Source organism: Paracoccus alkenifer, assembly GCF_900108405.1.
Classification (GTDB): domain Bacteria; phylum Pseudomonadota; class Alphaproteobacteria; order Rhodobacterales; family Rhodobacteraceae; genus Paracoccus; species Paracoccus alkenifer.
This window is the reverse complement of sequence record NZ_FNXG01000003.1, coordinates 335,408-354,714: the sequence shown is the minus strand read 5'-3', so window position 1 is coordinate 354,714 and position 19,307 is coordinate 335,408. Positions and strand designations below refer to the sequence as shown.

At 66.3% G+C, this 19,307-nt stretch carries 28 protein-coding genes and 1 pseudogene; 27 read left to right on the top strand and 2 right to left on the bottom strand.

Going from position 1 to position 19,307, the window contains the following annotated elements:
- Window positions 1-58 precede the first annotated feature (58 nt).
- The 23 genes and pseudogenes from BLW83_RS10110 to BLW83_RS10000 all read left to right on the top strand — a co-directional run bounded on the left by BLW83_RS10110 (window position 59) and on the right by BLW83_RS10000 (window position 11,941).
- Window positions 59-724 (top strand): 5-oxoprolinase subunit B family protein, encoded by a 666-nt coding sequence (locus BLW83_RS10110; RefSeq protein WP_245728767.1) that lies wholly within the window; start codon window positions 59-61, stop codon window positions 722-724.
- Window positions 721-1,653 carry a 5-oxoprolinase subunit C family protein gene (locus BLW83_RS10105; RefSeq protein ID WP_090848070.1) on the top strand — a complete coding sequence of 311 codons (933 nt, stop codon included), beginning with the start codon at window positions 721-723 and terminating at the stop codon, window positions 1,651-1,653. The genes BLW83_RS10110 and BLW83_RS10105 overlap by 4 nt, the downstream gene beginning before the upstream one ends.
- Window positions 1,654-1,857: 204 nt before the next feature.
- On the top strand, window positions 1,858-2,166 hold the full coding sequence (gene rpsJ, locus BLW83_RS10100; protein WP_073067250.1) for a 30S ribosomal protein S10: 309 nt from the start codon (window positions 1,858-1,860) through the stop codon (window positions 2,164-2,166).
- A 7-nt stretch (window positions 2,167-2,173) separates the two neighbouring features.
- Window positions 2,174-3,034, top strand: a complete 861-nt coding sequence (gene rplC / locus BLW83_RS10095; RefSeq protein WP_090848185.1) for a 50S ribosomal protein L3 — start codon at window positions 2,174-2,176, stop codon at window positions 3,032-3,034.
- Window positions 3,031-3,660 (top strand): 50S ribosomal protein L4, encoded by a 630-nt coding sequence (rplD, locus tag BLW83_RS10090; protein WP_090848069.1) that lies wholly within the window; start codon window positions 3,031-3,033, stop codon window positions 3,658-3,660. Before rplC ends, rplD begins: the two co-directional genes overlap by 4 nt.
- Window position 3,661: 1 nt before the next feature.
- Window positions 3,662-3,961 carry a 50S ribosomal protein L23 gene (locus BLW83_RS10085; protein WP_090848068.1) on the top strand — a complete coding sequence of 100 codons (300 nt, stop codon included), beginning with the start codon at window positions 3,662-3,664 and terminating at the stop codon, window positions 3,959-3,961.
- 87 nt (window positions 3,962-4,048) lie between these two features.
- The gene (gene rplB, locus BLW83_RS10080; RefSeq protein WP_090848067.1) at window positions 4,049-4,888 is read left to right on the top strand and encodes a 50S ribosomal protein L2; all 840 of its coding nucleotides are present in this window, start codon (window positions 4,049-4,051) and stop codon (window positions 4,886-4,888) included.
- A gap of 3 nt (window positions 4,889-4,891) precedes the next feature.
- On the top strand, window positions 4,892-5,170 hold the full coding sequence (gene rpsS, locus BLW83_RS10075; RefSeq protein WP_090848066.1) for a 30S ribosomal protein S19: 279 nt from the start codon (window positions 4,892-4,894) through the stop codon (window positions 5,168-5,170).
- 6 nt (window positions 5,171-5,176) lie between these two features.
- Window positions 5,177-5,554: pseudogene (gene rplV / locus BLW83_RS10070) on the top strand (50S ribosomal protein L22); the annotation flags it as partial.
- An 80-nt stretch (window positions 5,555-5,634) separates the two neighbouring features.
- Window positions 5,635-6,351: a 30S ribosomal protein S3 gene (gene rpsC, locus BLW83_RS10065; RefSeq protein WP_090848064.1), complete on the top strand. Its 717-nt coding sequence runs from the start codon at window positions 5,635-5,637 to the stop codon at window positions 6,349-6,351.
- A gap of 13 nt (window positions 6,352-6,364) precedes the next feature.
- Window positions 6,365-6,778 carry a 50S ribosomal protein L16 gene (rplP, locus tag BLW83_RS10060; protein ID WP_090848063.1) on the top strand — a complete coding sequence of 138 codons (414 nt, stop codon included), beginning with the start codon at window positions 6,365-6,367 and terminating at the stop codon, window positions 6,776-6,778.
- Window positions 6,779-6,980: 202 nt separating this feature from the next.
- Complete coding sequence (rpmC, locus tag BLW83_RS10055) at window positions 6,981-7,187, top strand: 50S ribosomal protein L29 (protein ID WP_073067236.1); 207 nt, start codon at window positions 6,981-6,983, stop codon at window positions 7,185-7,187.
- Window positions 7,188-7,199: 12 nt separating this feature from the next.
- Entirely contained in the window at window positions 7,200-7,463 is a 264-nt protein-coding gene (gene rpsQ, locus BLW83_RS10050) for a 30S ribosomal protein S17 (RefSeq protein WP_090848062.1), read from the top strand.
- A 90-nt stretch (window positions 7,464-7,553) separates the two neighbouring features.
- Window positions 7,554-7,922, top strand: a complete 369-nt coding sequence (rplN, locus tag BLW83_RS10045) for a 50S ribosomal protein L14 (protein ID WP_073067232.1) — start codon at window positions 7,554-7,556, stop codon at window positions 7,920-7,922.
- Window positions 7,922-8,227 (top strand): 50S ribosomal protein L24, encoded by a 306-nt coding sequence (gene rplX / locus BLW83_RS10040; RefSeq protein WP_090848061.1) that lies wholly within the window; start codon window positions 7,922-7,924, stop codon window positions 8,225-8,227. The genes rplN and rplX overlap by 1 nt, the downstream gene beginning before the upstream one ends.
- The gene (gene rplE / locus BLW83_RS10035) at window positions 8,227-8,787 is read left to right on the top strand and encodes a 50S ribosomal protein L5 (protein WP_090848060.1); all 561 of its coding nucleotides are present in this window, start codon (window positions 8,227-8,229) and stop codon (window positions 8,785-8,787) included. Before rplX ends, rplE begins: the two co-directional genes overlap by 1 nt.
- A 19-nt stretch (window positions 8,788-8,806) precedes the next feature.
- The gene (gene rpsN / locus BLW83_RS10030; RefSeq protein WP_073067226.1) at window positions 8,807-9,112 is read left to right on the top strand and encodes a 30S ribosomal protein S14; all 306 of its coding nucleotides are present in this window, start codon (window positions 8,807-8,809) and stop codon (window positions 9,110-9,112) included.
- A 13-nt stretch (window positions 9,113-9,125) separates the two neighbouring features.
- The gene (gene rpsH / locus BLW83_RS10025; RefSeq protein ID WP_090848059.1) at window positions 9,126-9,524 is read left to right on the top strand and encodes a 30S ribosomal protein S8; all 399 of its coding nucleotides are present in this window, start codon (window positions 9,126-9,128) and stop codon (window positions 9,522-9,524) included.
- A gap of 10 nt (window positions 9,525-9,534) precedes the next feature.
- Window positions 9,535-10,068 (top strand): 50S ribosomal protein L6, encoded by a 534-nt coding sequence (rplF, locus tag BLW83_RS10020; RefSeq protein WP_090848058.1) that lies wholly within the window; start codon window positions 9,535-9,537, stop codon window positions 10,066-10,068.
- An 11-nt stretch (window positions 10,069-10,079) separates the two neighbouring features.
- Complete coding sequence (gene rplR / locus BLW83_RS10015) at window positions 10,080-10,439, top strand: 50S ribosomal protein L18 (RefSeq protein WP_090848057.1); 360 nt, start codon at window positions 10,080-10,082, stop codon at window positions 10,437-10,439.
- A 124-nt stretch (window positions 10,440-10,563) separates the two neighbouring features.
- Window positions 10,564-11,142 carry a 30S ribosomal protein S5 gene (rpsE, locus tag BLW83_RS10010; RefSeq protein ID WP_090848056.1) on the top strand — a complete coding sequence of 193 codons (579 nt, stop codon included), beginning with the start codon at window positions 10,564-10,566 and terminating at the stop codon, window positions 11,140-11,142.
- Between the two features lie 2 nt (window positions 11,143-11,144).
- Window positions 11,145-11,330 (top strand): 50S ribosomal protein L30, encoded by a 186-nt coding sequence (gene rpmD, locus BLW83_RS10005; RefSeq protein ID WP_090848055.1) that lies wholly within the window; start codon window positions 11,145-11,147, stop codon window positions 11,328-11,330.
- Window positions 11,331-11,653: 323 nt separating this feature from the next.
- Window positions 11,654-11,941, top strand: coding sequence for an I78 family peptidase inhibitor (locus BLW83_RS10000; protein WP_090848054.1), 288 nt, complete (start codon window positions 11,654-11,656; stop codon window positions 11,939-11,941).
- 88 nt (window positions 11,942-12,029) lie between these two features.
- Here BLW83_RS10000 and BLW83_RS09995 read toward each other — a convergent pair whose 3' ends face one another.
- On the bottom strand, window positions 12,030-12,686 hold the full coding sequence (locus BLW83_RS09995) for a peroxiredoxin (protein WP_090848053.1): 657 nt from the start codon (window positions 12,684-12,686) through the stop codon (window positions 12,030-12,032).
- Between the two features lie 192 nt (window positions 12,687-12,878).
- On the opposite strand from BLW83_RS09995, the gene BLW83_RS09990 reads away from it, so the two are divergent.
- Window positions 12,879-14,330, top strand: coding sequence for an aldehyde dehydrogenase family protein (locus BLW83_RS09990; RefSeq protein ID WP_090848052.1), 1,452 nt, complete (start codon window positions 12,879-12,881; stop codon window positions 14,328-14,330).
- Between the two features lie 120 nt (window positions 14,331-14,450).
- On the opposite strand, the gene BLW83_RS09985 is transcribed toward BLW83_RS09990, so the two are convergent.
- Window positions 14,451-16,106: a long-chain fatty acid--CoA ligase gene (locus BLW83_RS09985; RefSeq protein ID WP_245728765.1), complete on the bottom strand. Its 1,656-nt coding sequence runs from the start codon at window positions 16,104-16,106 to the stop codon at window positions 14,451-14,453.
- Between the two features lie 176 nt (window positions 16,107-16,282).
- On the opposite strand from BLW83_RS09985, the gene BLW83_RS09980 reads away from it, so the two are divergent.
- The 3 genes from BLW83_RS09980 (at window position 16,283) to secY (ending at window position 19,247) form a co-directional block, all read left to right on the top strand.
- On the top strand, window positions 16,283-17,101 hold the full coding sequence (locus tag BLW83_RS09980; protein ID WP_218139111.1) for a CoA transferase: 819 nt from the start codon (window positions 16,283-16,285) through the stop codon (window positions 17,099-17,101).
- A gap of 142 nt (window positions 17,102-17,243) precedes the next feature.
- Window positions 17,244-17,732 carry a 50S ribosomal protein L15 gene (gene rplO / locus BLW83_RS09975; protein ID WP_090848050.1) on the top strand — a complete coding sequence of 163 codons (489 nt, stop codon included), beginning with the start codon at window positions 17,244-17,246 and terminating at the stop codon, window positions 17,730-17,732.
- 144 nt (window positions 17,733-17,876) lie between these two features.
- Window positions 17,877-19,247 (top strand): preprotein translocase subunit SecY, encoded by a 1,371-nt coding sequence (gene secY / locus BLW83_RS09970; RefSeq protein ID WP_090848049.1) that lies wholly within the window; start codon window positions 17,877-17,879, stop codon window positions 19,245-19,247.
- Window positions 19,248-19,307: the final 60 nt, after the last annotated feature.

Below are 19,307 nucleotides of genomic sequence, written 5' to 3'. Positions count from 1 at the left end.
GAGCGCCGACCAGATAAACGCAGGCCATACAAGCTTGGGCCCGGGGCGCAGCTTTCCGGTGTTCAGCCCCGTCGCCGAACACAGCATTCTGGTCGAGTTCGGCGACCGCATCGCCCCTGACATCCACGCAAGGGTGCTGCAACTGGACAGGGCGCTGGCCGCGGCGCCCTTTGACGGGTTCATCGAGTCGGTCCCGGCCTATGCCGCCATCCTGATCCATTTCGACCCGCTGACCTGCGACCACCGCACCGCCGAATCTGCGGCCCGCCAGCTGATCGGGCAGCCCGCGCCGCCCGCCGTCCCCGCGCCGGCCCCGCGCGAGGTTCTGGTCTGCTACGACGACGAACTGGCCCCCGATCTTGCGGCGGTTGCCCGGGCCGCCGGCCTGTCCCCCGAGGCCGTCATCAACGCGCATCTGGCCGGGCGATACGAGGTGTTCATGTATGGGTTCGCGCCGGGCTATGCCTATCTGGCGGGCGTGCCCGGCGCGATCCACATGCCGCGCAAGCCCGCGGCGGTGCGCGGGGTGGCGGCCGGCAGCGTGCTGATCGCGGGGCCGCAATGCCTGGTCTCGACCCTCACCATGCCGACCGGGTGGTGGGTGATCGGGCGATCCCCCAGCCGCATCCTGACGGGCGATCCGGGGCGGCCGTTCCTGTTCGACGTCGGTGACCGGGTGCGTTTCCGCCGCATCGACCGCGCCGGATTCGAGGCCGCGACATGACCGATACGGTGCTTTCAGTCAGTTTCGCCGGCCCGCATGTGTCGGTGCAGGACGCGGGCCGGCCGGGGCTGATGCGCTACGGCGTGCCGCGCTCGGGCCCGATGGATCGCCGGTCGTTCGCCGCCGCGAACCTCGCGCTTGGCAACCCGGCGGGGGCGCCCGGAATCGAGGTCTCGATGGGCGGGCTGGTGCTGCAATGCCTGTCCGGAGCGGTCGGTTTCGCGGTGGCGGGGGGCGGCTTTATCGTCGAACATGCCGGGGACAGGCGCGGCTCGTGGCACGCAGCCACCCTGCGGGCCGGAGAACATCTGACCATCCGCCCGGGGCCGTGGGGCAGCTGGTGCTATCTGGCCTTTGCCGGGCGGTTGCAGGCGCCGCAATGGCTGGGCAGCGCCTCGACCCACGCGATATCTGGCCTTGGAGGTGGCCGGCTGGCGGCGGGGACGCGGCTGGTGATCGCCGACGCCGCCCCGCACCCCGCGCGCGAGGTCGAGTTTCCCTGTCCCGTCGCCGCCCGCCCGCGCCGCGAGCTGCGCGTTACCCTTGGGCCGCAGCAGCGGTTCTTTTCGTCCCGGGCGGTTGCGGCGTTCCTGACGGGCGAATGGCGCATGACCGATGCCTGGGACCGGATGGGGGTGCGGCTGGCGGGGCCGCAGATCGCGCCGCACGCTGCGCTGGACATGCCGTCCGGGCCGATCACCCGCGGCTCGGTGCAGGTTGCCGGCGACGGGGTGGCCACGGTTCTGCTGGCCGATCACCAGACCACCGGAGGCTATCCCCGCATCGCCACGGTGCTGGACTGCGATCTTGACGGGTTTGTCCAGCTGCGCCCCCGCGACCCGGTGCGGTTCCGCCCCGTCAGCGCCCGGCAGGCGGTGGCCCTCGCAAGAACCGCTGCAATTGCTGCGCCCGCGGCGTGGCTGCGCTAGGTTTTCGACGTTGACTCGCAGCTGCGGACCCGCGATAAGCCGCCATCGCAGCCGATTTCGTTAATCCGCACCCGAATCGGTTGCATCTGTTCAGGCCGCCCGCTATGGGGGCGGCCTTGCAGTTTTTCTGTTTAAGGTCCGACGCTGGCTTCGCGTGGTGCGCTGTCAGCCTCTCGACTGAAATCCCCATCCGAGGGATGCTTGATGCAAAGCCAGACCATCCGTATCCGGCTCAAGGCGTTCGACTATCGCGTGCTCGATTCCAGCACCGCCGAGATCGTCAACACCGCCAAGCGGACCGGCGCGCAGGTGCGCGGCCCGATTCCGCTGCCGAACAAGATCGAGAAATTCACCGTCCTGCGCGGTCCGCACATCGACAAGAAGTCGCGCGACCAGTGGGAAATCCGCACGCACAAGCGGCTGCTGGACATCGTGGACCCCACGCCCCAGACCGTTGACGCCCTGATGAAGCTCGACCTCGCCGCCGGCGTGGATGTCGAGATCAAGGTGTAAGGGGGCCATCATGCGGACTGGTGTTATCGCCAAGAAACTGGGCATGACCCGGCTGTTCCTTGAGGACGGCCGGCAGGTGCCCGTGACCGTGCTGCAACTGGACAACCTTCAGGTCGTCGCGCAGCGCAAGACTGAAACCGACGGCTATGTCGCGCTGCAACTGGGCGCCGGCGATGCCAAGCCCAAGAACGTCAGCGCGCCGATGCGCGGCCATTTCGCGAAAGCGAACGTGGCCCCCAAGCGCAAGATCGTCGAATTCCGCGTGTCCGAGGACAACCTGGTCGACGTGGGCGAGGAAATCATCGCCGCGCATTACTTTGCGGGTCAGTTCGTCGACATCGCCGGCACCTCGATCGGTAAAGGCTTTGCCGGTGCGATGAAGCGGCACAACTTCGGCGGGCTTCGCGCCTCGCACGGGGTGTCGATCAGCCACCGCTCGCACGGTTCGACCGGCCAGTGCCAGGATCCCGGCAAGGTGTTCAAGGGCAAGAAGATGGCCGGCCACATGGGCGCGGCGCGGGTTACGACCCAGAACCTTCAGGTCGTGCGCACCGACGCCGACCGCGGGCTGATCATGGTCAAGGGTTCGGTCCCCGGTTCCAAGGGCGGCTGGGTCACGATCAAGGACGCCGTGAAAAAGCCGCTGGCGGAAAACACCATCTTCCCCGCCGCGCTGCGTTCGGCCGAGCGTGAGGCCAAGCGTCTGGCCGAGGAAGCCGCCGCCCAGGCTGCCGCCGAGGAAGAAGCCGCGCGTCTGGCCGCTGCCGAAGCCGAAGCCGCCGTTCAGGAAGCTGCGCTGGCCGAGGCCGAAGCCTCGACCGAGGCCGGCAGCGATGCCGCCGCCCCCGAGGGAGACGAGAGCAAATGAAACTCGACGTGATTTCGCTTTCCTCGGGCAAGACCGGGGACATCGAGCTGTCCGACGACATCTTCGGGCTGGAGCCGCGCGCGGACATCCTGCATCGGGTGGTGCGCTGGCAGCGCGCCAAGGCACAACAGGGCACCCACTCGACGCTGGGCCGGTCCGAAGTGTCTTATTCCACCAAGAAGATCTATCGCCAGAAGGGCACCGGCGGCGCACGCCACGGCAGCCGCAACGCGCCGATCTTCCGCAAGGGCGGCATCTACGCCGGCCCGACGCCGCGCAGCCACGCCTTTGACCTGCCGAAAAAGGTCCGGGCGCTGGGGCTGAAACACGCGCTGTCGGCCAAGGCCGCCCGTGGCAAGCTGGTGATCGTGGACAGCCTGGACCTGGCCGAAGCCAAGACCGCGGCCGTCGCCAAGGCGGTCAAGGAACAGGGCTGGAAGCGGGTGCTGGTCATCGACGGTGCCGATGTGAACGAGAACTTCGCCCGCGCCGCGCGCAACCTGCAAGGCGTGGACGTCCTGCCCTCGATGGGCGCCAACGTCTACGACATCCTGCGCCGCGACACGCTGGTGATCACGCGCGCGGGCGTCGAGGCCCTCGAAGCCCGTCTGGGCAAAGGTGCATGAGATGAGCGCGAAACCCGAACATTACGACGTGATCCGCAAGCCGGTCATCACCGAAAAGGCGACCATGGCCAGCGAGCTGGCCAACGCGGTCACCTTTGAGGTGGCGAAATCGGCCAGCAAGCCGCAGATCAAGGACGCGGTCGAGGCGCTGTTCAACGTCAAGGTCAAGGCGGTCAACACCGTGCTGACCAAGGGCAAGACCAAGCGTTTCCGCGGCCGCCCCGGCGTGCGCAGCGACGTCAAGAAAGCCTATGTGACGCTCGAGGCTGGCAACAGCATCGACGTGAACACCGGGCTGTGATTGCAGATGCGGCCCCCGGTTTGACCCGGGGGCCGCAATTCGGACTGAAACGGACCTATGGTCCAAGGCAAACGGAAGACAGGAACCATGGCACTCAAGTCGTACAAGCCGACGACGCCTGGCCAGCGAGGGCTGGTGCTGATCGACCGTTCGGAGCTTTGGAAAGGCCGCCCCGTCAAGATGCTGACCGTCGGGTTGAGCAAGTCGGGTGGCCGGAACAATACCGGGCGGATCACCATGTGGCACAAGGGCGGCGGGGCCAAGCGGCTCTACCGCATCGTCGATTTCCGCCGCAACAAGCTGGACGTCCCGGCGACGGTCGAGCGGATCGAATACGATCCCAACCGCACCGCCTTCATCGCGCTGCTGCGCTATGACGACGGCGAACAGACCTATATCATCGCGCCGCAGCGTCTGGCCGTGGGCGACAAGGTCGTCGCCTCGCAAAAGGCCGACATCAAGCCGGGCAACGCGATGCCGTTCTCGGGGATGCCGATCGGCACGATCGTCCACAACGTCGAGCTGAAGCCCGGCAAGGGCGGCCAGCTGGCGCGCTCGGCCGGCACCTATGCGCAGTTCGTGGGCCGCGACGGCGGCTATGCGCAAATCCGCCTGTCCTCGGGCGAGCTGCGTCTGGTGCGTCAGGAGTGCATGGCGACCATCGGCGCGGTGTCGAACCCCGACCACTCGAACCAGAACTTCGGCAAGGCCGGCCGGATGCGGCACCTGGGCGTGCGCCCGACCGTCCGCGGCGTCGCGATGAACCCGATCGACCACCCGCATGGCGGTGGTGAGGGCCGGACCTCGGGCGGCCGCCACCCGGTCACGCCTTGGGGCAAGCCCACCAAGGGCAAGCGCACCCGTTCCAACAAGTCGACCGACAAGTATATCCTGCGGTCGCGCCACGCCAAGAAGAAGGGGCGCTGATCCATGGCACGTTCAGTTTGGAAAGGCCCGTTCGTCGACGCCTATGTGCTGCGCAAGGCCGAAAAGGCACGCGAATCGGGGCGTTCGGACGTCATCAAGATCTGGTCGCGCCGTTCGACCATCCTGCCGCAGTTCGTCGGCCTGACCTTTGGCGTCTACAACGGGAAAAAGCACATCCCGGTCAACGTGACCGAGGAAATGATCGGCCAGAAGTTCGGTGAATACTCGCCGACGCGGACCTATTACGGTCACGCGGCCGACAAGAAAGCGAAAAGGAAGTAAACCGTCATGGGTAAGGAACAGAATCCGCGCCGCGTGGCGGATAACGAGGCGATGGCCAAGACCCGCATGCTGCGCACCTCGCCGCAGAAGCTGAATCTGGTCGCCGCCATGATCCGCGGCAAAAAGGTGGAAAAGGCGCTGGCCGACCTGACCTTTTCCAAGCGCCGCATTGCGGGCGACGTCAAGAAATGCCTGCAATCCGCGATCGCCAACGCCGAGAACAACCACAACCTGGACGTCGACCAGCTGGTCGTCGCCGAGGCGTGGGTCGGCAAGAACATGGTGCTCAAGCGGGGCCGTCCGCGCGCCCGCGGCCGGTTCGGCAAGATCCTGAAGCCGTTCTCGGAAATCACCATCAAGGTGCGCGAGATCGACGCCGAGGCCGAGGCCGCCAAAAAGGCCGCCAAGTCGCAGAAACGCGCCGCCGCCACCAATCAAGCCGCCGCTGCCGAGGAGCTCGCGTAATGGGTCAGAAGGTCAACCCCATCGGGATGCGCTTGCAGGTCAACCGCACCTGGGACAGCCGCTGGTTCGCCGACAGCAAGGACTATGGCAACCTGCTGCTCGAGGACATCAAGATCCGCGAGTTCATCCACAAGGATGCCAAGCAGGCCGGCGTCAGCCGCGTCATCATCGAGCGTCCGCACAAGAAATGCCGCGTGACGATCCATGCCGCCCGCCCGGGCGTCATCATCGGCCGCAAGGGCGCCGACATCGAGACGCTGCGCAAGAAGCTGGCGAATTTCACCGACTCGGAACTGCACCTGAACATCGTCGAGGTCCGCAAGCCGGAACTGGACGCGCAGCTGGTGGCCGAATCGATCGCCCAGCAGCTCGAGCGCCGGGTGTCGTTCCGCCGCGCCATGAAGCGCGCGGTGCAGAACGCCATGCGCATGGGCGCGCTGGGGATCCGGGTGAATGTCGGCGGCCGCCTGGGCGGTGCCGAGATCGCGCGGACCGAATGGTATCGCGAAGGCCGGGTGCCGCTGCACACGCTGCGGGCCGACATCGACTATGCGCTGTCGGAAGCCTCGACCCCCTACGGGATCATCGGCGTCAAGGTCTGGATCTTCAAAGGCGAGATCATGGAGCACGACCCGCAGGCCCACGACCGCAAGGCCGCCGAGGCGCAGGAAGGCCCGTCCCCCCGCGGCCCGCGCCGCGACCGCGACGCGCGCTGAGGAGTAAACAGGAATGCTGCAACCGAAACGGACCAAGTTCCGCAAACAGCACAAGGGCCGGATCCACGGCGAGGCCAAGGGCGGGTTCAACCTGAACTTCGGCTCTTACGGCCTCAAGGCGACGGAACCCGAGCGCGTCACCGCCCGCCAGATCGAAGCGGCCCGCCGCGCGATCACCCGCCACATGAAGCGTCAGGGCCGGGTCTGGATCCGGATCTTCCCGGACGTGCCGGTGTCTGGCAAGCCGACCGAAGTGCGGATGGGTAAAGGCAAGGGCTCGGTCGATTTCTGGGCCGCCCGCGTCCACCCCGGCCGCATCATGTTCGAAATCGACGGCGTCGAGGACGACATCGCCCGCGAGGCCCTGCGCCTTGGCGCGATGAAACTGCCGGTCCTGACCCGCATCGTTCAGCGCGAAGACTGGTAAGGGTGGTGCGTGCAAAGCACGCACCCTACGGGTTGAGGAAAGCCCCGCCGGCTTGGCGGGGCTTCTTTTATCGAAGCCGTTGCCAAAGTGCTTGCCTGATGCGGCGAATCCGCGTATGGGCGGGTCTTCATCTCGAACTCCACCGGGAATCAGGGTGTCCCAGGCACTGGGGCCCTCCGGTGATGTTGAAAGGAAAAGGCGCATGAAAGCGCAGGAACTGAGAGACAAGACGCCCGAACAGCTGCGCGAGCAGCTGGTCGCGCTGAAGAAAGAGGCGTTCAACCTGCGCTTCCAACAGGCCACCGGCCAGCTTGAATCGACCGCGCGCATGCGCTCGGTCCGCAAGGACGTGGCCCGCGTGCTGACCGTCATGAACCAGAAAGCGGCCGACGCCGCGGCATCGCAGTAAGGAGCCGGACCCATGCCCAGACGCATCCTGCAAGGCAAGGTGACCAGCGACAAGAACGCGCAGACCGTCACGGTCCTGGTCGAACGCCGCTTCAAGCACCCGCTGATGGACAAGATTGTCCGCAGCTCGAAGAAATACCGCGCCCATGACGCGGAAAACCAGTTCAAGGTCGGCGACACCGTCCGCATCATCGAATGCGCGCCGATGTCCAAGACCAAGCGCTGGATCGTCCTGACGGACAACAGCGCGACAGCCGGCGAGACCGCCGAAGCCTGACACCGATCGACGGGCCGGATGGCCGGCCCGTGACATAGCGAAACCCTGGGGCCGGGCCTGCAACCGGTCCCCATAGGTCGGGAGCAAACCATGATCCAGATGCAGACCAATCTGGATGTCGCTGACAACTCCGGCGCACGCCGGGTGCAGTGCATCAAGGTTCTCGGCGGCTCGCACCGCCGCTACGCCTCTGTCGGCGACATCATCGTGGTGTCCGTGAAAGAGGCGATTCCGCGCGGTCGCGTGAAGAAAGGCGACGTCCGCAAGGCCGTCGTCGTGCGCACCGCCAAGGAAGTGAAGCGCGAGGACGGAACCTCGATCCGCTTCGATTCGAACGCCGCAGTGATCCTGAACAACCAGGGCGAGCCGGTCGGAACCCGTATCTTCGGGCCGGTCGTGCGCGAGCTGCGCGCCAAGAACTTCATGAAGATCATCTCGCTGGCGCCGGAGGTGCTGTGATGGCTGCGAAGCTGAAAAAGGGCGATACCGTCGTCGTGCTGACCGGCAAGGACAAGGGCAAGCAGGGGCAGATCCTGCAAGTCATGCCCAAGGACGACAAGGCGGTCGTCGACGGCGTGAATGTCGCGCTGCGCCATACCCGCCAGTCGCAGACCAGCCCGGGCGGCCGCGTGCCCAAGAACATGCCGATCCACCTGTCGAATCTGGCGCTGCTGGACAAGAACGGCAAACCGACCCGCGTCGGCTTCCGCATGGAAGGCGATCAGAAGGTCCGTTTCGCCAAGACCACCGGAGACGTGATCTGATGCTGGACGCCGCGAAATACACCCCGCGCCTCAAGGCGGAATATCGGGAACGGATCCGCGCCGCGCTCAAGGAAGAGTTCGGCTACAAGAACGACATGATGATCCCGCGTCTGGACAAGATCGTCCTGAACATGGGCATCGGCGAGGCCGTCAAGGACACCAAGAAGGTGCGCCAGGGCGCCGAGGAACTGTCGCTGATCGCCGGCCAGAAGGCCGTGATCACCAAGGCCAAGAAATCCATCGCCGGCTTCCGCCTGCGCGAGGAAATGCCGCTTGGCGCCAAGGTCACGCTGCGTGGCGACCGGATGTATGAATTCCTGGACCGCCTGATCAACATCGCGCTGCCCCGCGTCCGCGACTTTCGCGGCGTCAAGGGCACGTCGTTCGACGGCCGCGGCAACTACGCCATGGGTCTCAAGGAACAGATCGTGTTCCCCGAGATCGAATTCGACAAGGTCGACGAGGTGCTGGGGATGGACATCATCATCTGCACCACCGCCGCGACCGACGCCGAGGCAAAGGCGCTGCTGAAGCAATTCAACATGCCGTTCAACAGCTGATCGCGCGAGGAAGAACGATATGGCAAAGAAATCCATGATCGAACGTCAGAAAAAGCGCGAGCGTCTGGTGGCCCAGTATGCCGCCAAGCGCGCTGCTCTGAACGAAGTCATCAACGACCAGTCGAAGCCGATGGAAGAGCGCTTCAAGGCCACGCTGAAGCTGGCCGAGCTGCCGCGCAATTCGTCGCCGACCCGGCTGAACAACCGCTGCGAACTGACCGGCCGTCCGCGGGCGTATTATCGCAAGCTGAAACTGTCGCGGATCATGCTGCGCGAGCTTGGCTCGTTCGGGCAGATCCCCGGCCTGGTGAAATCGAGCTGGTAAGGAGGCAGGAAAGATGTCGATGAACGATCCGCTCGGCGATATGCTGACCCGCATCCGCAACTCTCAGCTGCGCGGGAAATCCACCGTCCGCACCCCGGCCAGCAAGCTGCGCGCCTGGGTTCTGGATGTGCTGAAGGCCGAGGGTTATATCCGCGGCTACGAAGAGGTGAAGACCGAGACCGGTCACACCGAGCTTGAAATCAGCCTCAAGTATTTCGAGGGTGCTCCGGTGATCCGCGAGCTGGCCCGGGTGTCCAAGCCCGGCCGCCGCGTTTACGCCGGCGCGAAAGAGCTGCCGCAGGTCCGCAACGGCCTGGGCGTCTCGATCGTGTCGACGCCCCGCGGGGTGATGTCGGATGCAGCGGCTCGCAGCGCCAATGTCGGCGGCGAAGTCCTCTGCACGGTGTTCTAAGGAGGGCAGGATGTCTCGGATTGGTAAACGACCGGTCGAACTGCCCAAGGGCGTGACGGCCGAAATCAAGGGCCAGACCATCTCGGTCAAGGGCCCCAAGGGCACGCGCAGCTTCACCGCGACCGATGACGTGGATCTGGTGCTGGAAAACGACAGCGTCACCGTCAAGCCGCGCGGCCTGTCCAAGCGCGCCCGCCAGCAATGGGGGATGTCGCGGTCGATGGTCGCGAATCTCGTCACCGGCGTCAGCGAGGGTTTCAAGAAAGAGCTTGAGATCCAGGGCGTCGGCTATCGTGCCTCGATGCAGGGCAAGACGCTCAAGCTGGCGGTCGGCTATACGCATGACGTCAACTTTGACGCGCCCGAGGGCGTGACCGTCAACGCGCCCAAGCAGACCGAGATCGTGGTCGAGGGCATCGACCAGCAGGTCGTCGGTCAGGTTGCGGCAAACATCCGCGAGTGGCGCCGCCCCGAGCCCTACAAGGGCAAGGGCATCCGCTACAAGGGCGAGCAGGTCTTCCGCAAGGAAGGCAAGAAGAAGTAAGGATCACGCAGATGGCACTGAACAAAAGAGAACTGTTCCAGAAGCGCCGCTTGCGCGTCCGGAACAAACTGCGCGCGATGTCCGACGGGCGTCCGCGGCTGTCCGTCCACCGCTCGTCCAAGAACATCAGCGTGCAGCTGATCGACGACGCGCAGGGCGTGACGCTGGCCTCGGCCTCGACCCTGGAAAAGGATCTGGGCCTGGTCGGCAAGAACAACGTCGAGGCTGCCGCCAAGATCGGCGCCGCGATCGCGGAACGGGCCAAGGCCAAGGGCGTCGAGACGGTCGTGTTCGACCGTGGCGGCTTTCTGTTCCACGGCAAGATCAAGGCGCTTGCCGATGCGGCCCGCGAGGGCGGGTTGAAGTTCTGATCGGTTGCGGGCGGCGCGTCGTGCAAGCGGCGCGCCGCCCCGATGATCCGGGGGCGACCTTTGCCGCGGCCCACCAGGATCGGTATTGACGGCGCCGCGCGCGCCACAGGATAGGGAATGCCGCATGGCAGAACGTGACAACCGCCGGGGCCGCCGCGAAGAGCGCGAAGAAACCCCGGAATTCGCCGACCGTCTGGTCGCGATCAACCGCGTGTCGAAAACCGTCAAGGGCGGCAAGCGCTTTGGCTTTGCGGCGCTTGTCGTCGTGGGCGACCAGCGCGGCCGCGTCGGCTTTGGCAAGGGCAAGGCGAAAGAAGTGCCCGAGGCGATCCGCAAGGCGACCGAACAGGCCAAGCGCGGCCTGGTCCGGGTGCCGCTGCGCGACGGCCGCACCCTGCACCACGACATCGAGGGGCGCCACGGCGCCGGCCGCGTGGTGATGCGCACCGCCGTTCCGGGGACCGGGATCATCGCCGGCGGCCCGATGCGCGCCGTGTTCGAGATGCTGGGCGTGCAGGACGTGGTGGCCAAGTCGCTGGGGTCGCAGAACCCCTACAACATGATCCGCGCCACCATCGACGGGCTCAAGGCCGAAGCCTCGCCCCGCTCGGTGGCCAGCCGACGCGGCAAGAAAGTCGCCGACATCCTGCCTGCGCACGACAAACCCGCCGCGGCGCCGGCGGCCGAAACCGCGGAGGCCTGAGCATGGCAACCATCGTCGTCAAGCAGATCGGCAGCCCGATCCGCCGCCCCGCCGTCCAGCGTGCCACGCTCAAGGGCCTGGGGCTGAACAAGATGCATCGCACCCGCGAACTCGAGGATACCCCCGCGGTCCGCGGCATGGTCAACTCGATCCCGCATCTGGTGCAGATCATCGAGGAAAAGAACTAAGATCAGGGGCGCTTCGGCGCCCCTCATGTTTTGCAGATAATTGTCTTTGTTCGGCAGCCGGAAGAACGGGGAAAACCCGTCGCTGCCTGCGCCCGGTTGATCCGCCCGGGGCGTTTCCGGTCCCGTGCCGCCCGCGCGCTTTCATCTTGCCGCAAATATCCTCGGGGGAATCGCCGCAGGCGATGGGGGCAGAAGCCCCCTTCTGCAACCCGGCCGCCGCCGCGTCATTGCGCTACCGGCACAAGCCCGCTGATAATTCCGTGCCAGGGAACCAACCGGCCGCAGCCAGGCTTGAAGAGGTAATGGATACAAAGGAGTCTGCCATGCGCCTGCCTGTCATCATCGCCGCAATCGGGGGAACTGCTGCGCTTGCTGCCTGTGCGCCGCCGCCCTCGACGACGACCATCATCGTGCCCGAAGGCCCCGAAACCTGCATTGCGACCGATTACGCGCAATATGTGGGCGAGCGTTCGCCCGCGATTTCGCTGCCCGCCGGCACGGTCTATCGCCACTATCGCACCGGCGATCCGGTCACCGCGGACTTCAACCCGAACCGGGTGAATTTCGAATACAACCGCTCGGGCACGCTGGTAAAGGTCAGCTGCGGCTGATCTGCGCCGGGGGATCACCCCGACGAAATACGCCCCGGCGGTTGCCGGGGCGTTTTCATTTCGCGGGATCCGTTCCTCTGGCCGTGGCTCAGCGTCCGGGCTGGGACACGAAGCGCAGATAGGGCAGCTTGCGGTCCACGCGGCCGAACTTGGCCTCGGCCTGCTCGTCGGTCAGCGACAGCGCGGCGATCACGTCCTCGCCCGGGCGCCAGTCGGCCGGGGTCGCGATCGGCACGCCGTCGGTGGCCTGCACCGCATCCAGCGCCCGCAGGATTTCCGCAAAGTTGCGGCCCACCGACATTGGATAGGTCATCATCAGCCGCACCTTCTTGTCGGGACCGATGATATAGACGGTGCGGACCGTGGCGCTGTCATTGGCGGTGCGCCCGTCGGGCAGATACGCCTCGGCCGGCAGCATGTCGTAAAGCTTGGCGACCGTCAGCGAGGTGTCGTCGATGATGGCGAAATTCGCCGGGCAGTTGGCAAAGGTCTCGATGTCGCGTTTCCACTTCAGGTGGTCTTCGACTGAATCGACCGACACGCCCACCACCTTGGTGCCGCGCTTTTCCCATTCCTCGGCCAGACGGGCCACCGCGCCGAACTCGGTCGTGCAGACGGGGGTGAAGTCCTTGGGATGGCTGAAGATGATCCCATAGCTGTCCCCCAGCCATTCGTGAAAGCTGATCTCGCCGTCGGTGGTCTCGGCAGTGAAGTCGGGGGCGATATCATTGATGCGCAGGGACAATTCGGTGATCCTTGTTGTTGGGAGGTTGTTCAGGGCCAGACTGTTCAGATAGGGCCGGCGCCCCCGATTACCAGAGGGCGCCGGTCGGATTGCCCGGTGTGCCGGCCAGATCGCCGGCTTTGCCGACCTTGCGCCGGGCCGGCTGCGGTGCAACCCTTGCCGCCGACACAGATAGATAGCGGAGTGCAGGCGATGGCCGGGCTGGAGGACAGGCGGAAATTCTATATCGACGGCGCATGGGTGGACCCCGCGGCGCCCGATGATCTTGAGGTGATCGACCCCTCGACTGAGGAAGGTTTTGCGGTGATCTCGCTGGGCGGGCAGCAGGATACCGACCGGGCGGTGGCGGCGGCAAGGGCGGCGTTTCCGGCCTGGTCCGCCACGCCCCCGGCCAAGCGGCTGGCCCATGTCGAGCGGCTGCTGGAAATCTACCAGCGGCGCAACGACGACGTGGCCCGCGCGATGACCTGCGAGATGGGGGCGCCCACCTCGATGTCGAGGGCCGATCAGGCCGGCGCGGGGTCGTCCCATATCGCGACCTTCATCGACGCGTTCCGCGATTTCAAGTTCATCCGCCCCCTTGGCCCCCATGCCCCGACCGCGATGACGGCGTGGGAGCCGATCGGGGTGGTGGCGCTGATCACGCCGTGGAACTGGCCGATGAACCAGGTCACGCTCAAGGTCGTGGCCGCGGTGCTGGCGGGCAACACGGTGGTGCTCAAGCCGTCGGAAATCGCGCCGCTGTCGTCGATGGTGTTTGCCGAGATGATGGCCGAGGCAGGTTTCCCCAAGGGCGTGTTCAACCTGGTGAACGGGGACGGGGCAGGGGTGGGCACGCAGCTGTCGACCCACAAGGATGTGGACATGGTGTCTTTCACCGGCTCGACCCGCGCGGGCATCGCGATCACCAAGGCCGCGGCCGATTCGATGAAAAAGGTGGTGCTCGAGCTGGGCGGCAAGGGCGCGAACCTGATCTTTGCCGATGCCGACGACAAGGCGGTGGAACGCGGCGCCAAGCACTGTTTCTACAACACCGGCCAGTCCTGCAACGCCCCGACCCGGATGCTGGTCGAACGCCCGCTATACGAGGCGGCGATCGAACGCGCCCGCGCGGTCGCCGAAAACACCCGCGTCGGCAGCGCCCATGACGAGGGCCGCCACATCGGCCCGGTGGTCAGCAAGCAGCAGTGGGACAAGATCCAGGACCTGATCCAGACCGGCATCGACGAGGGCGCGCGGCTGGTCGCCGGCGGCCCCGGCCTGCCCGAGGGCGTCAACCGCGGCTATTTCGTCCGCCCCACGGTGTTCGCGGATGTCAGCAACGACATGACCATCGCGCAGCAGGAAATCTTTGGCCCGGTGCTGTCGATCATCCCCTTTGACACCGAGGACGAAGCCATCGCCATCGCCAACGACACCCCTTACGGCCTGACCAACTATGTGCAGACCGCGGACGGCGCCCGTCGCAACCGGCTGGCAAGGCAGCTGCAATCGGGCATGGTCGAGATGAACGGGACCAGCCGCGGCCGCGGCTCGCCCTTTGGCGGCGTCAAGGCGTCGGGCCGCGCCCGCGAAGGCGGCGTCTGGGGGCTTGAGGAATTCATGGACTCCAAGCAGATCTCGGGCTGGGATCCCGACGCTTGACCTGAACCGGCGATGCGCTGGACTGACGGCGCATCGCCCTGCATTCTTCATCACCGGAAATATCCTCCGGGGGCGCGGGGGTGGAAAACCCCCGCTCCGGTCGCGCAGCGCGGCGCGGCCTTAGCCGTTCTCAGCCTCCATCTCGGCCAGGGCGTCATCCCACAGCACATCGCCATAGGTCTCGCGCAGGGTCGCCTTGACCACCTTGCCGGTGGCGCCCAGCGGCAGGGTTTCCACAAAGATCACCCGGTCGGGTTTCTGCCAGCGCGGCACCTTGCCGTCGTAAAAGGCCAGCAGCTCGTCCTCGGTCAGGTCGCTTTGCGGGCGTTTCTGGGCGCAGATCACCGGGCGCTCGTCCCATTTCGGATGCCGCGCGGCGATGGCGGCGGCATTGGCGACCTTGGGGTGGGCGACGGCGATATTTTCCAGATCGACGGTGGAAATCCATTCGCCGCCCGACTTGATGATGTCCTTGGCGCGATCGCGGATCACCATGTAGCCGTCGGGGTCGATGGTGGAAATATCGCCGGTGTCGAACCAGCCGTCCCAGGTCAGCGTCGATTTTTCCTGACCGAAGTAATGGTCCACGATCCAGTGGCCGCGGATCTGCAACTGGCCCTCGGTCTCGCCATCGTCGGGCAGCAGGGTGCCGTCGGCGTTAACCACGCGCAGCTCGACGCCGTAGGGCGGGCGGCCCTGTCCGTTGCCGATCTGGTCCTGCTCGGCGGCGCTCAGCGCGGCATGTTTGGCCAGGGGCGCGTTCAGCGTGCCCAGCGGGCTGGTTTCCGTCATGCCCCAGGCGTGGATCAGCTCGACCCCGTAGCGGTCGCGGAACGCCGCGCGCATCGAGGGCGGCAGCGCCGAGCCGCCGACGATGGTGCGCCGCAGGCTGACCGGCTTTTCGTCCATCCCGTCCAGCGCGTTCAGCAGCCCCAGCCAGATTGTCGGCACGCCGGCGGCGATGGTCACCGATTCGTCGATGATCAGCCGCGCAAGGCTGTCGCCGTCCAGCCGCGGCCCCGGCAGCACCAGCCGTGCGCCCACGGCGGCGGCGGCATAGGGCGTGCCCCAGGCGTTGACGTGGAACATCGGCACCACCGGCATCAGCGAATCGGATGCGCTGATCGCCAGCCCGTCGCGGTTGTTGACGCAAAGCGCGTGCAGCAGCGTCGAGCGGTGCGAATACAGCACCCCCTTGGGGTTGCCGGTCGTCCCCGAGGTATAGCACAGCGACGAGGGCGCGGTTTCATCCACCTCGGCCCAGGGGGCGGCGGGGTCGCCCTCGGCCAGCAGGTCTTCGTAAAACAGCAGCCCGGGCAGTTCGGCCGCGGCCGATTCGTCGCGCGGCCCCAGCATGACCACGCCGCGCAGCGTGGTCAGCTGGTCGCGGATCGCGGCGATGACCGGGACAAAGCCCCGCTCGATGAACAGCATCCGGTCGGTGGCGTGGTTCACGATATAGGCCAGCTGCTCGGGCGCCAGCCGCGGGTTCAGCGTGTGGCAGACCATGCCCATGCCGGGAACGCCGAAATACAGTTCCAGGTGCCGGCGGTTGTTCCATGCCAGCGTGCCCACGCGGTCGCCGGGTTCCAGCCCGCGCCCTTGCAGGGCCGAGCCGATGCGGCGGGCATTCTCGCCGACCGTGGCCCAGTCGGTGCGTTCAAAGCCGCCCTCGGTCAGCGCCGACACGATCTCGGTGTCGCCATGATAGCGCGCGGCATGGTCGATCAGCGATCCCACGGTCAGCGGCTGGTGCATCATCTTGCCCAGAAGCATGGTTTCCCTTTTCCTCTGCCTTCGTTTCTGCCTGATACACTTTGCGCAGGGCCGACGCCTTGCCGCAAGGTCCGCGCCATCGTGACGCAAGGTCCGGCACAGCGGCCGCAGCCGGGCGCTGCTGTTGAACCCGCCGCCGGCTCATGCAAGCTGGCGTGAAACCAGCGGAGACGATGATGACCGACGACCTGCCCCTTTCCGGCCTGCGCGCCATCTGCATGGCCATCAACGTGCCCGGGCCCGCTGCCGCCGCGATCCTTGCCGCGCAGGGGATGGAGATCGTCAAGATCGAGCCTCCCACCGGCGACCTGACCGGCCACGCCATGCCCGGCTGGTATGCCGAGATCAACCGCGCGGCCAGCGTCGAGACGGTCGACCTGCGCGCCGACGACGGCAAGGCGCGGTTTCACGAGCTGCTGCGCGGGGCGGACCTGCTGATTTCCAGCCACCGCCGCGCGGCGCTGGAGCGGCTGGGCATCACCGTGCCGGCGCTGGCGGCGCTGAACCCGGCGCTGTGCTGGGTCGAGATCGTGGGCGACACCGATGCCCCCGACGTGCCCGGACACGACCTGACCTATCAGGCCGCCGCGGGGCTGTTGCAGGGGGCCGCGATGCCGCGCACGCTGCTGGCCGATCTGGCGGGGGCCGAGGCCGCGGCCGGCGCCGCGGCGGCGCTGCTGCTGGGGCGCGAACGTGGCCGGCCGGGCCGTCATGCGCCCGTGGGGCTGCGGCAGGCGGCCGAGCGCTTTGCCGCGCCCGTGCGCCACGGCGTGACCGTGGCGGGCGGGATCCTGTCCGGGGCGCGGCCGGAATATGCGATCTATGCGCTTGCGGACGGCCATGTCGCCTGCGCCGCGTTCGAGCCGCATTTCAAGGCGCGGCTGGATGCGCGGGCCGGGGACGACCCTTCCGGGTTCTTTGCGGCGATGACGATGGCGGAATGTCGCGCGCTGGCCCAGGCCGAGGATCTGCCGCTTGAGGTGTTCGCAGGCTGACCCGCGGGGCCTTGCATTGCGGCCGCGGCCGCTATAGACCCCGGCAGTCGCCGAGGGCCATGCCCCGGCTGCACAGTGATTCATCAGTCCGCGTGCGCCCCTTTGTCGCTGTTGGGGTGTTTCCGGCAAGGGAGATAGCGACATGAAACTGAACGAGCTTCGCGACAACGACGGCGCCAACCGCAAGAAAAAGCGCATCGGCCGCGGCCCGGGTTCGGGCAAGGGCAAGACCGGCGGTCGCGGCATCAAGGGCCAGACCTCGCGTTCCGGCGTCGCGCTGAACGGCTACGAAGGCGGCCAGATGCCGCTGTATCGCCGCCTGCCCAAGCGCGGCTTTTCCAAGCCGAACCGGCTGGAATTCGCCGTCGTCAACCTTGGCCAGCTGCAAAAGATGGTCGAGGCTGGTAAATTCGCCGCTGGCGCCGAACTGGACGAGGATGCGCTGGTCGCCGCCGGTGCCACCAATCACAAGCGCGACGGCATCCGCCTGCTGGCCAAGGGTGAGCTGAAAACCGCGCTGAAACTGACGCTGGCCGGGGCTTCGGCTGCGGCGGCCGCGGCGGTCGAGGCTGCGGGCGGTTCGCTGACCCTGACGCGCGCGGTTGCGGCGGCAGAGCCTGCGGCCGAGTAAGCGGCGGAATGGCTGTTGAAGCGGCGCCCGGCGCCGCCTAGATAGCGGACAGGTTTTTCCAGCGCCGCCGAACCGGCAACGGTCGGCGGCGCTGCCAAATCCGGCCCCGCCGGTGTGGGTCGGCCGACAGACAAAGGGGCAGTCATGGCGTCAGCCGCAGAACAGATGGCCGCGAATCTCAGCTGGGGGCAGCTGGGCCGCGCGACCGAGCTTCGCCAACGCATCTGGTTCACGCTGGGGCTGCTGATCATCTATCGGCTTGGCACCTATATCCCGGTTCCGGGCATCGACGGCAGCGCGCTGCGCAGTTTCATGGAACAGGCGCAGTCCGGCATCGGCGGCATCCTGTCGATGTTCACCGGCGGCGCGCTGGGGCGGATGGGCGTGTTTGCGCTGGGGATCATGCCCTATATCTCGGCCTCGATCATCGTGCAGCTGATGACCTCGATGGTGCCCTCGCTTGAGCAGCTCAAGAAAGAGGGCGAGCAGGGCCGCAAGAAGATCAACCAGTATACCCGCTATGGCACGGTGCTGCTGGCGCTGTTTCAGGCTTACGGCATCGCCGTCAGCCTTGAAGCGGGCGGCATGGCGCAGAACCCGGGGCTGTTCTTTCAGGCGTCGGTGATCATCACGCTGGTCGGGGGCACTATGTTCCTGATGTGGCTGGGCGAACAGATCACCTCGCGCGGGATCGGCAACGGAATTTCGCTGATCATCTATGTGGGCATTCTGGCGGAAATCCCCGGCAGCCTGGCGCAGTTCCTGGCGCAGGGGCGTTCGGGCGCGGTCTCGACCCCGGTGGTGCTGGGAATCATCGTGCTGGTCGCGGTGGTGATGACCTTTGTCGTGTTCATGGAACGCGCGTTGCGCAAGATCCGCATCCAGTATCCCCGCCGTCAGGTCGGGATGAAGGTGTATGACGGCCAGTCCAGCCACCTGCCGCTCAAAGTCAACCCGGCCGGGGTGATCCCGGCGATCTTTGCCAGCTCGCTGCTGCTGCTGCCGGTCACCATCTCGACCTTTTCGGGGAACGAGACCGGGCCGGTGATGTCCACGATCCTGGCTTATTTCGGCCCGGGACAGCCGCTGTATCTGCTGTTCTTTGCGGCGATGATCGTGTTCTTTACCTATTTCTACACGCAGAACGTGTCGTTCAAATCGGACGACGTGGCTGACAACCTCAAGAATCAGGGCGGGTTCATTCCCGGTATTCGGCCGGGCAAGCGGACGCAGGAATATCTGGATTATGTGGTCAACCGGGTGCTGGTGATCGGCTCGATCTACCTGACCGCGGTCTGCCTGATGCCGGAAATGGTGCGCGGCTGGTTCTCGGTCCCGTTCTATTTCGGCGGAACTTCGCTGCTGATCGTGGTTTCGGTGACGATGGACACGATCAACCAGGTCCAGAGCCACTTGCTTGCCCATCAATATGAAGCTTTGATCGAGAAATCCCAGCTGCGCGGCAAGCGCAAGCCGGGTGAAACCAAGCCTCGCCGCCTGCCGGCGCGGCGCTGACAACCGCTTGATAACGGAGCCTTTGGACGGGCAATCGAACTGAAGAATACCGAAAGGGGA

What these genes read in the sequence shown, in the direction of transcription:
- BLW83_RS10105 (WP_090848070.1), top strand. Translation starts at nt 721, where the DNA reads ATGACCGATACGGTGCTTTCAGTCAGTTTCGCCGGCCCGCATGTGTCG.
- rpsJ (WP_073067250.1), top strand. Translation starts at nt 1,858, where the DNA reads ATGCAAAGCCAGACCATCCGTATCCGGCTCAAGGCGTTCGACTATCGC.
- rplD (WP_090848069.1), top strand. Translation starts at nt 3,031, where the DNA reads ATGAAACTCGACGTGATTTCGCTTTCCTCGGGCAAGACCGGGGACATC.
- BLW83_RS10085 (WP_090848068.1), top strand. Translation starts at nt 3,662, where the DNA reads ATGAGCGCGAAACCCGAACATTACGACGTGATCCGCAAGCCGGTCATC.
- rplB (WP_090848067.1), top strand. Translation starts at nt 4,049, where the DNA reads ATGGCACTCAAGTCGTACAAGCCGACGACGCCTGGCCAGCGAGGGCTG.
- rpsS (WP_090848066.1), top strand. Translation starts at nt 4,892, where the DNA reads ATGGCACGTTCAGTTTGGAAAGGCCCGTTCGTCGACGCCTATGTGCTG.
- rpsC (WP_090848064.1), top strand. Translation starts at nt 5,635, where the DNA reads ATGGGTCAGAAGGTCAACCCCATCGGGATGCGCTTGCAGGTCAACCGC.
- rplP (WP_090848063.1), top strand. Translation starts at nt 6,365, where the DNA reads ATGCTGCAACCGAAACGGACCAAGTTCCGCAAACAGCACAAGGGCCGG.
- rpmC (WP_073067236.1), top strand. Translation starts at nt 6,981, where the DNA reads ATGAAAGCGCAGGAACTGAGAGACAAGACGCCCGAACAGCTGCGCGAG.
- rpsQ (WP_090848062.1), top strand. Translation starts at nt 7,200, where the DNA reads ATGCCCAGACGCATCCTGCAAGGCAAGGTGACCAGCGACAAGAACGCG.
- rplN (WP_073067232.1), top strand. Translation starts at nt 7,554, where the DNA reads ATGATCCAGATGCAGACCAATCTGGATGTCGCTGACAACTCCGGCGCA.
- rplX (WP_090848061.1), top strand. Translation starts at nt 7,922, where the DNA reads ATGGCTGCGAAGCTGAAAAAGGGCGATACCGTCGTCGTGCTGACCGGC.
- rplE (WP_090848060.1), top strand. Translation starts at nt 8,227, where the DNA reads ATGCTGGACGCCGCGAAATACACCCCGCGCCTCAAGGCGGAATATCGG.
- rpsN (WP_073067226.1), top strand. Translation starts at nt 8,807, where the DNA reads ATGGCAAAGAAATCCATGATCGAACGTCAGAAAAAGCGCGAGCGTCTG.
- rpsH (WP_090848059.1), top strand. Translation starts at nt 9,126, where the DNA reads ATGTCGATGAACGATCCGCTCGGCGATATGCTGACCCGCATCCGCAAC.
- rplF (WP_090848058.1), top strand. Translation starts at nt 9,535, where the DNA reads ATGTCTCGGATTGGTAAACGACCGGTCGAACTGCCCAAGGGCGTGACG.
- rplR (WP_090848057.1), top strand. Translation starts at nt 10,080, where the DNA reads ATGGCACTGAACAAAAGAGAACTGTTCCAGAAGCGCCGCTTGCGCGTC.
- rpsE (WP_090848056.1), top strand. Translation starts at nt 10,564, where the DNA reads ATGGCAGAACGTGACAACCGCCGGGGCCGCCGCGAAGAGCGCGAAGAA.
- rpmD (WP_090848055.1), top strand. Translation starts at nt 11,145, where the DNA reads ATGGCAACCATCGTCGTCAAGCAGATCGGCAGCCCGATCCGCCGCCCC.
- BLW83_RS10000 (WP_090848054.1), top strand. Translation starts at nt 11,654, where the DNA reads ATGCGCCTGCCTGTCATCATCGCCGCAATCGGGGGAACTGCTGCGCTT.
- BLW83_RS09990 (WP_090848052.1), top strand. Translation starts at nt 12,879, where the DNA reads ATGGCCGGGCTGGAGGACAGGCGGAAATTCTATATCGACGGCGCATGG.
- BLW83_RS09985 (WP_245728765.1), bottom strand. Translation starts at nt 16,106, where the DNA reads ATGCTTCTGGGCAAGATGATGCACCAGCCGCTGACCGTGGGATCGCTG.
- BLW83_RS09980 (WP_218139111.1), top strand. Translation starts at nt 16,283, where the DNA reads ATGACCGACGACCTGCCCCTTTCCGGCCTGCGCGCCATCTGCATGGCC.
- rplO (WP_090848050.1), top strand. Translation starts at nt 17,244, where the DNA reads ATGAAACTGAACGAGCTTCGCGACAACGACGGCGCCAACCGCAAGAAA.
- secY (WP_090848049.1), top strand. Translation starts at nt 17,877, where the DNA reads ATGGCGTCAGCCGCAGAACAGATGGCCGCGAATCTCAGCTGGGGGCAG.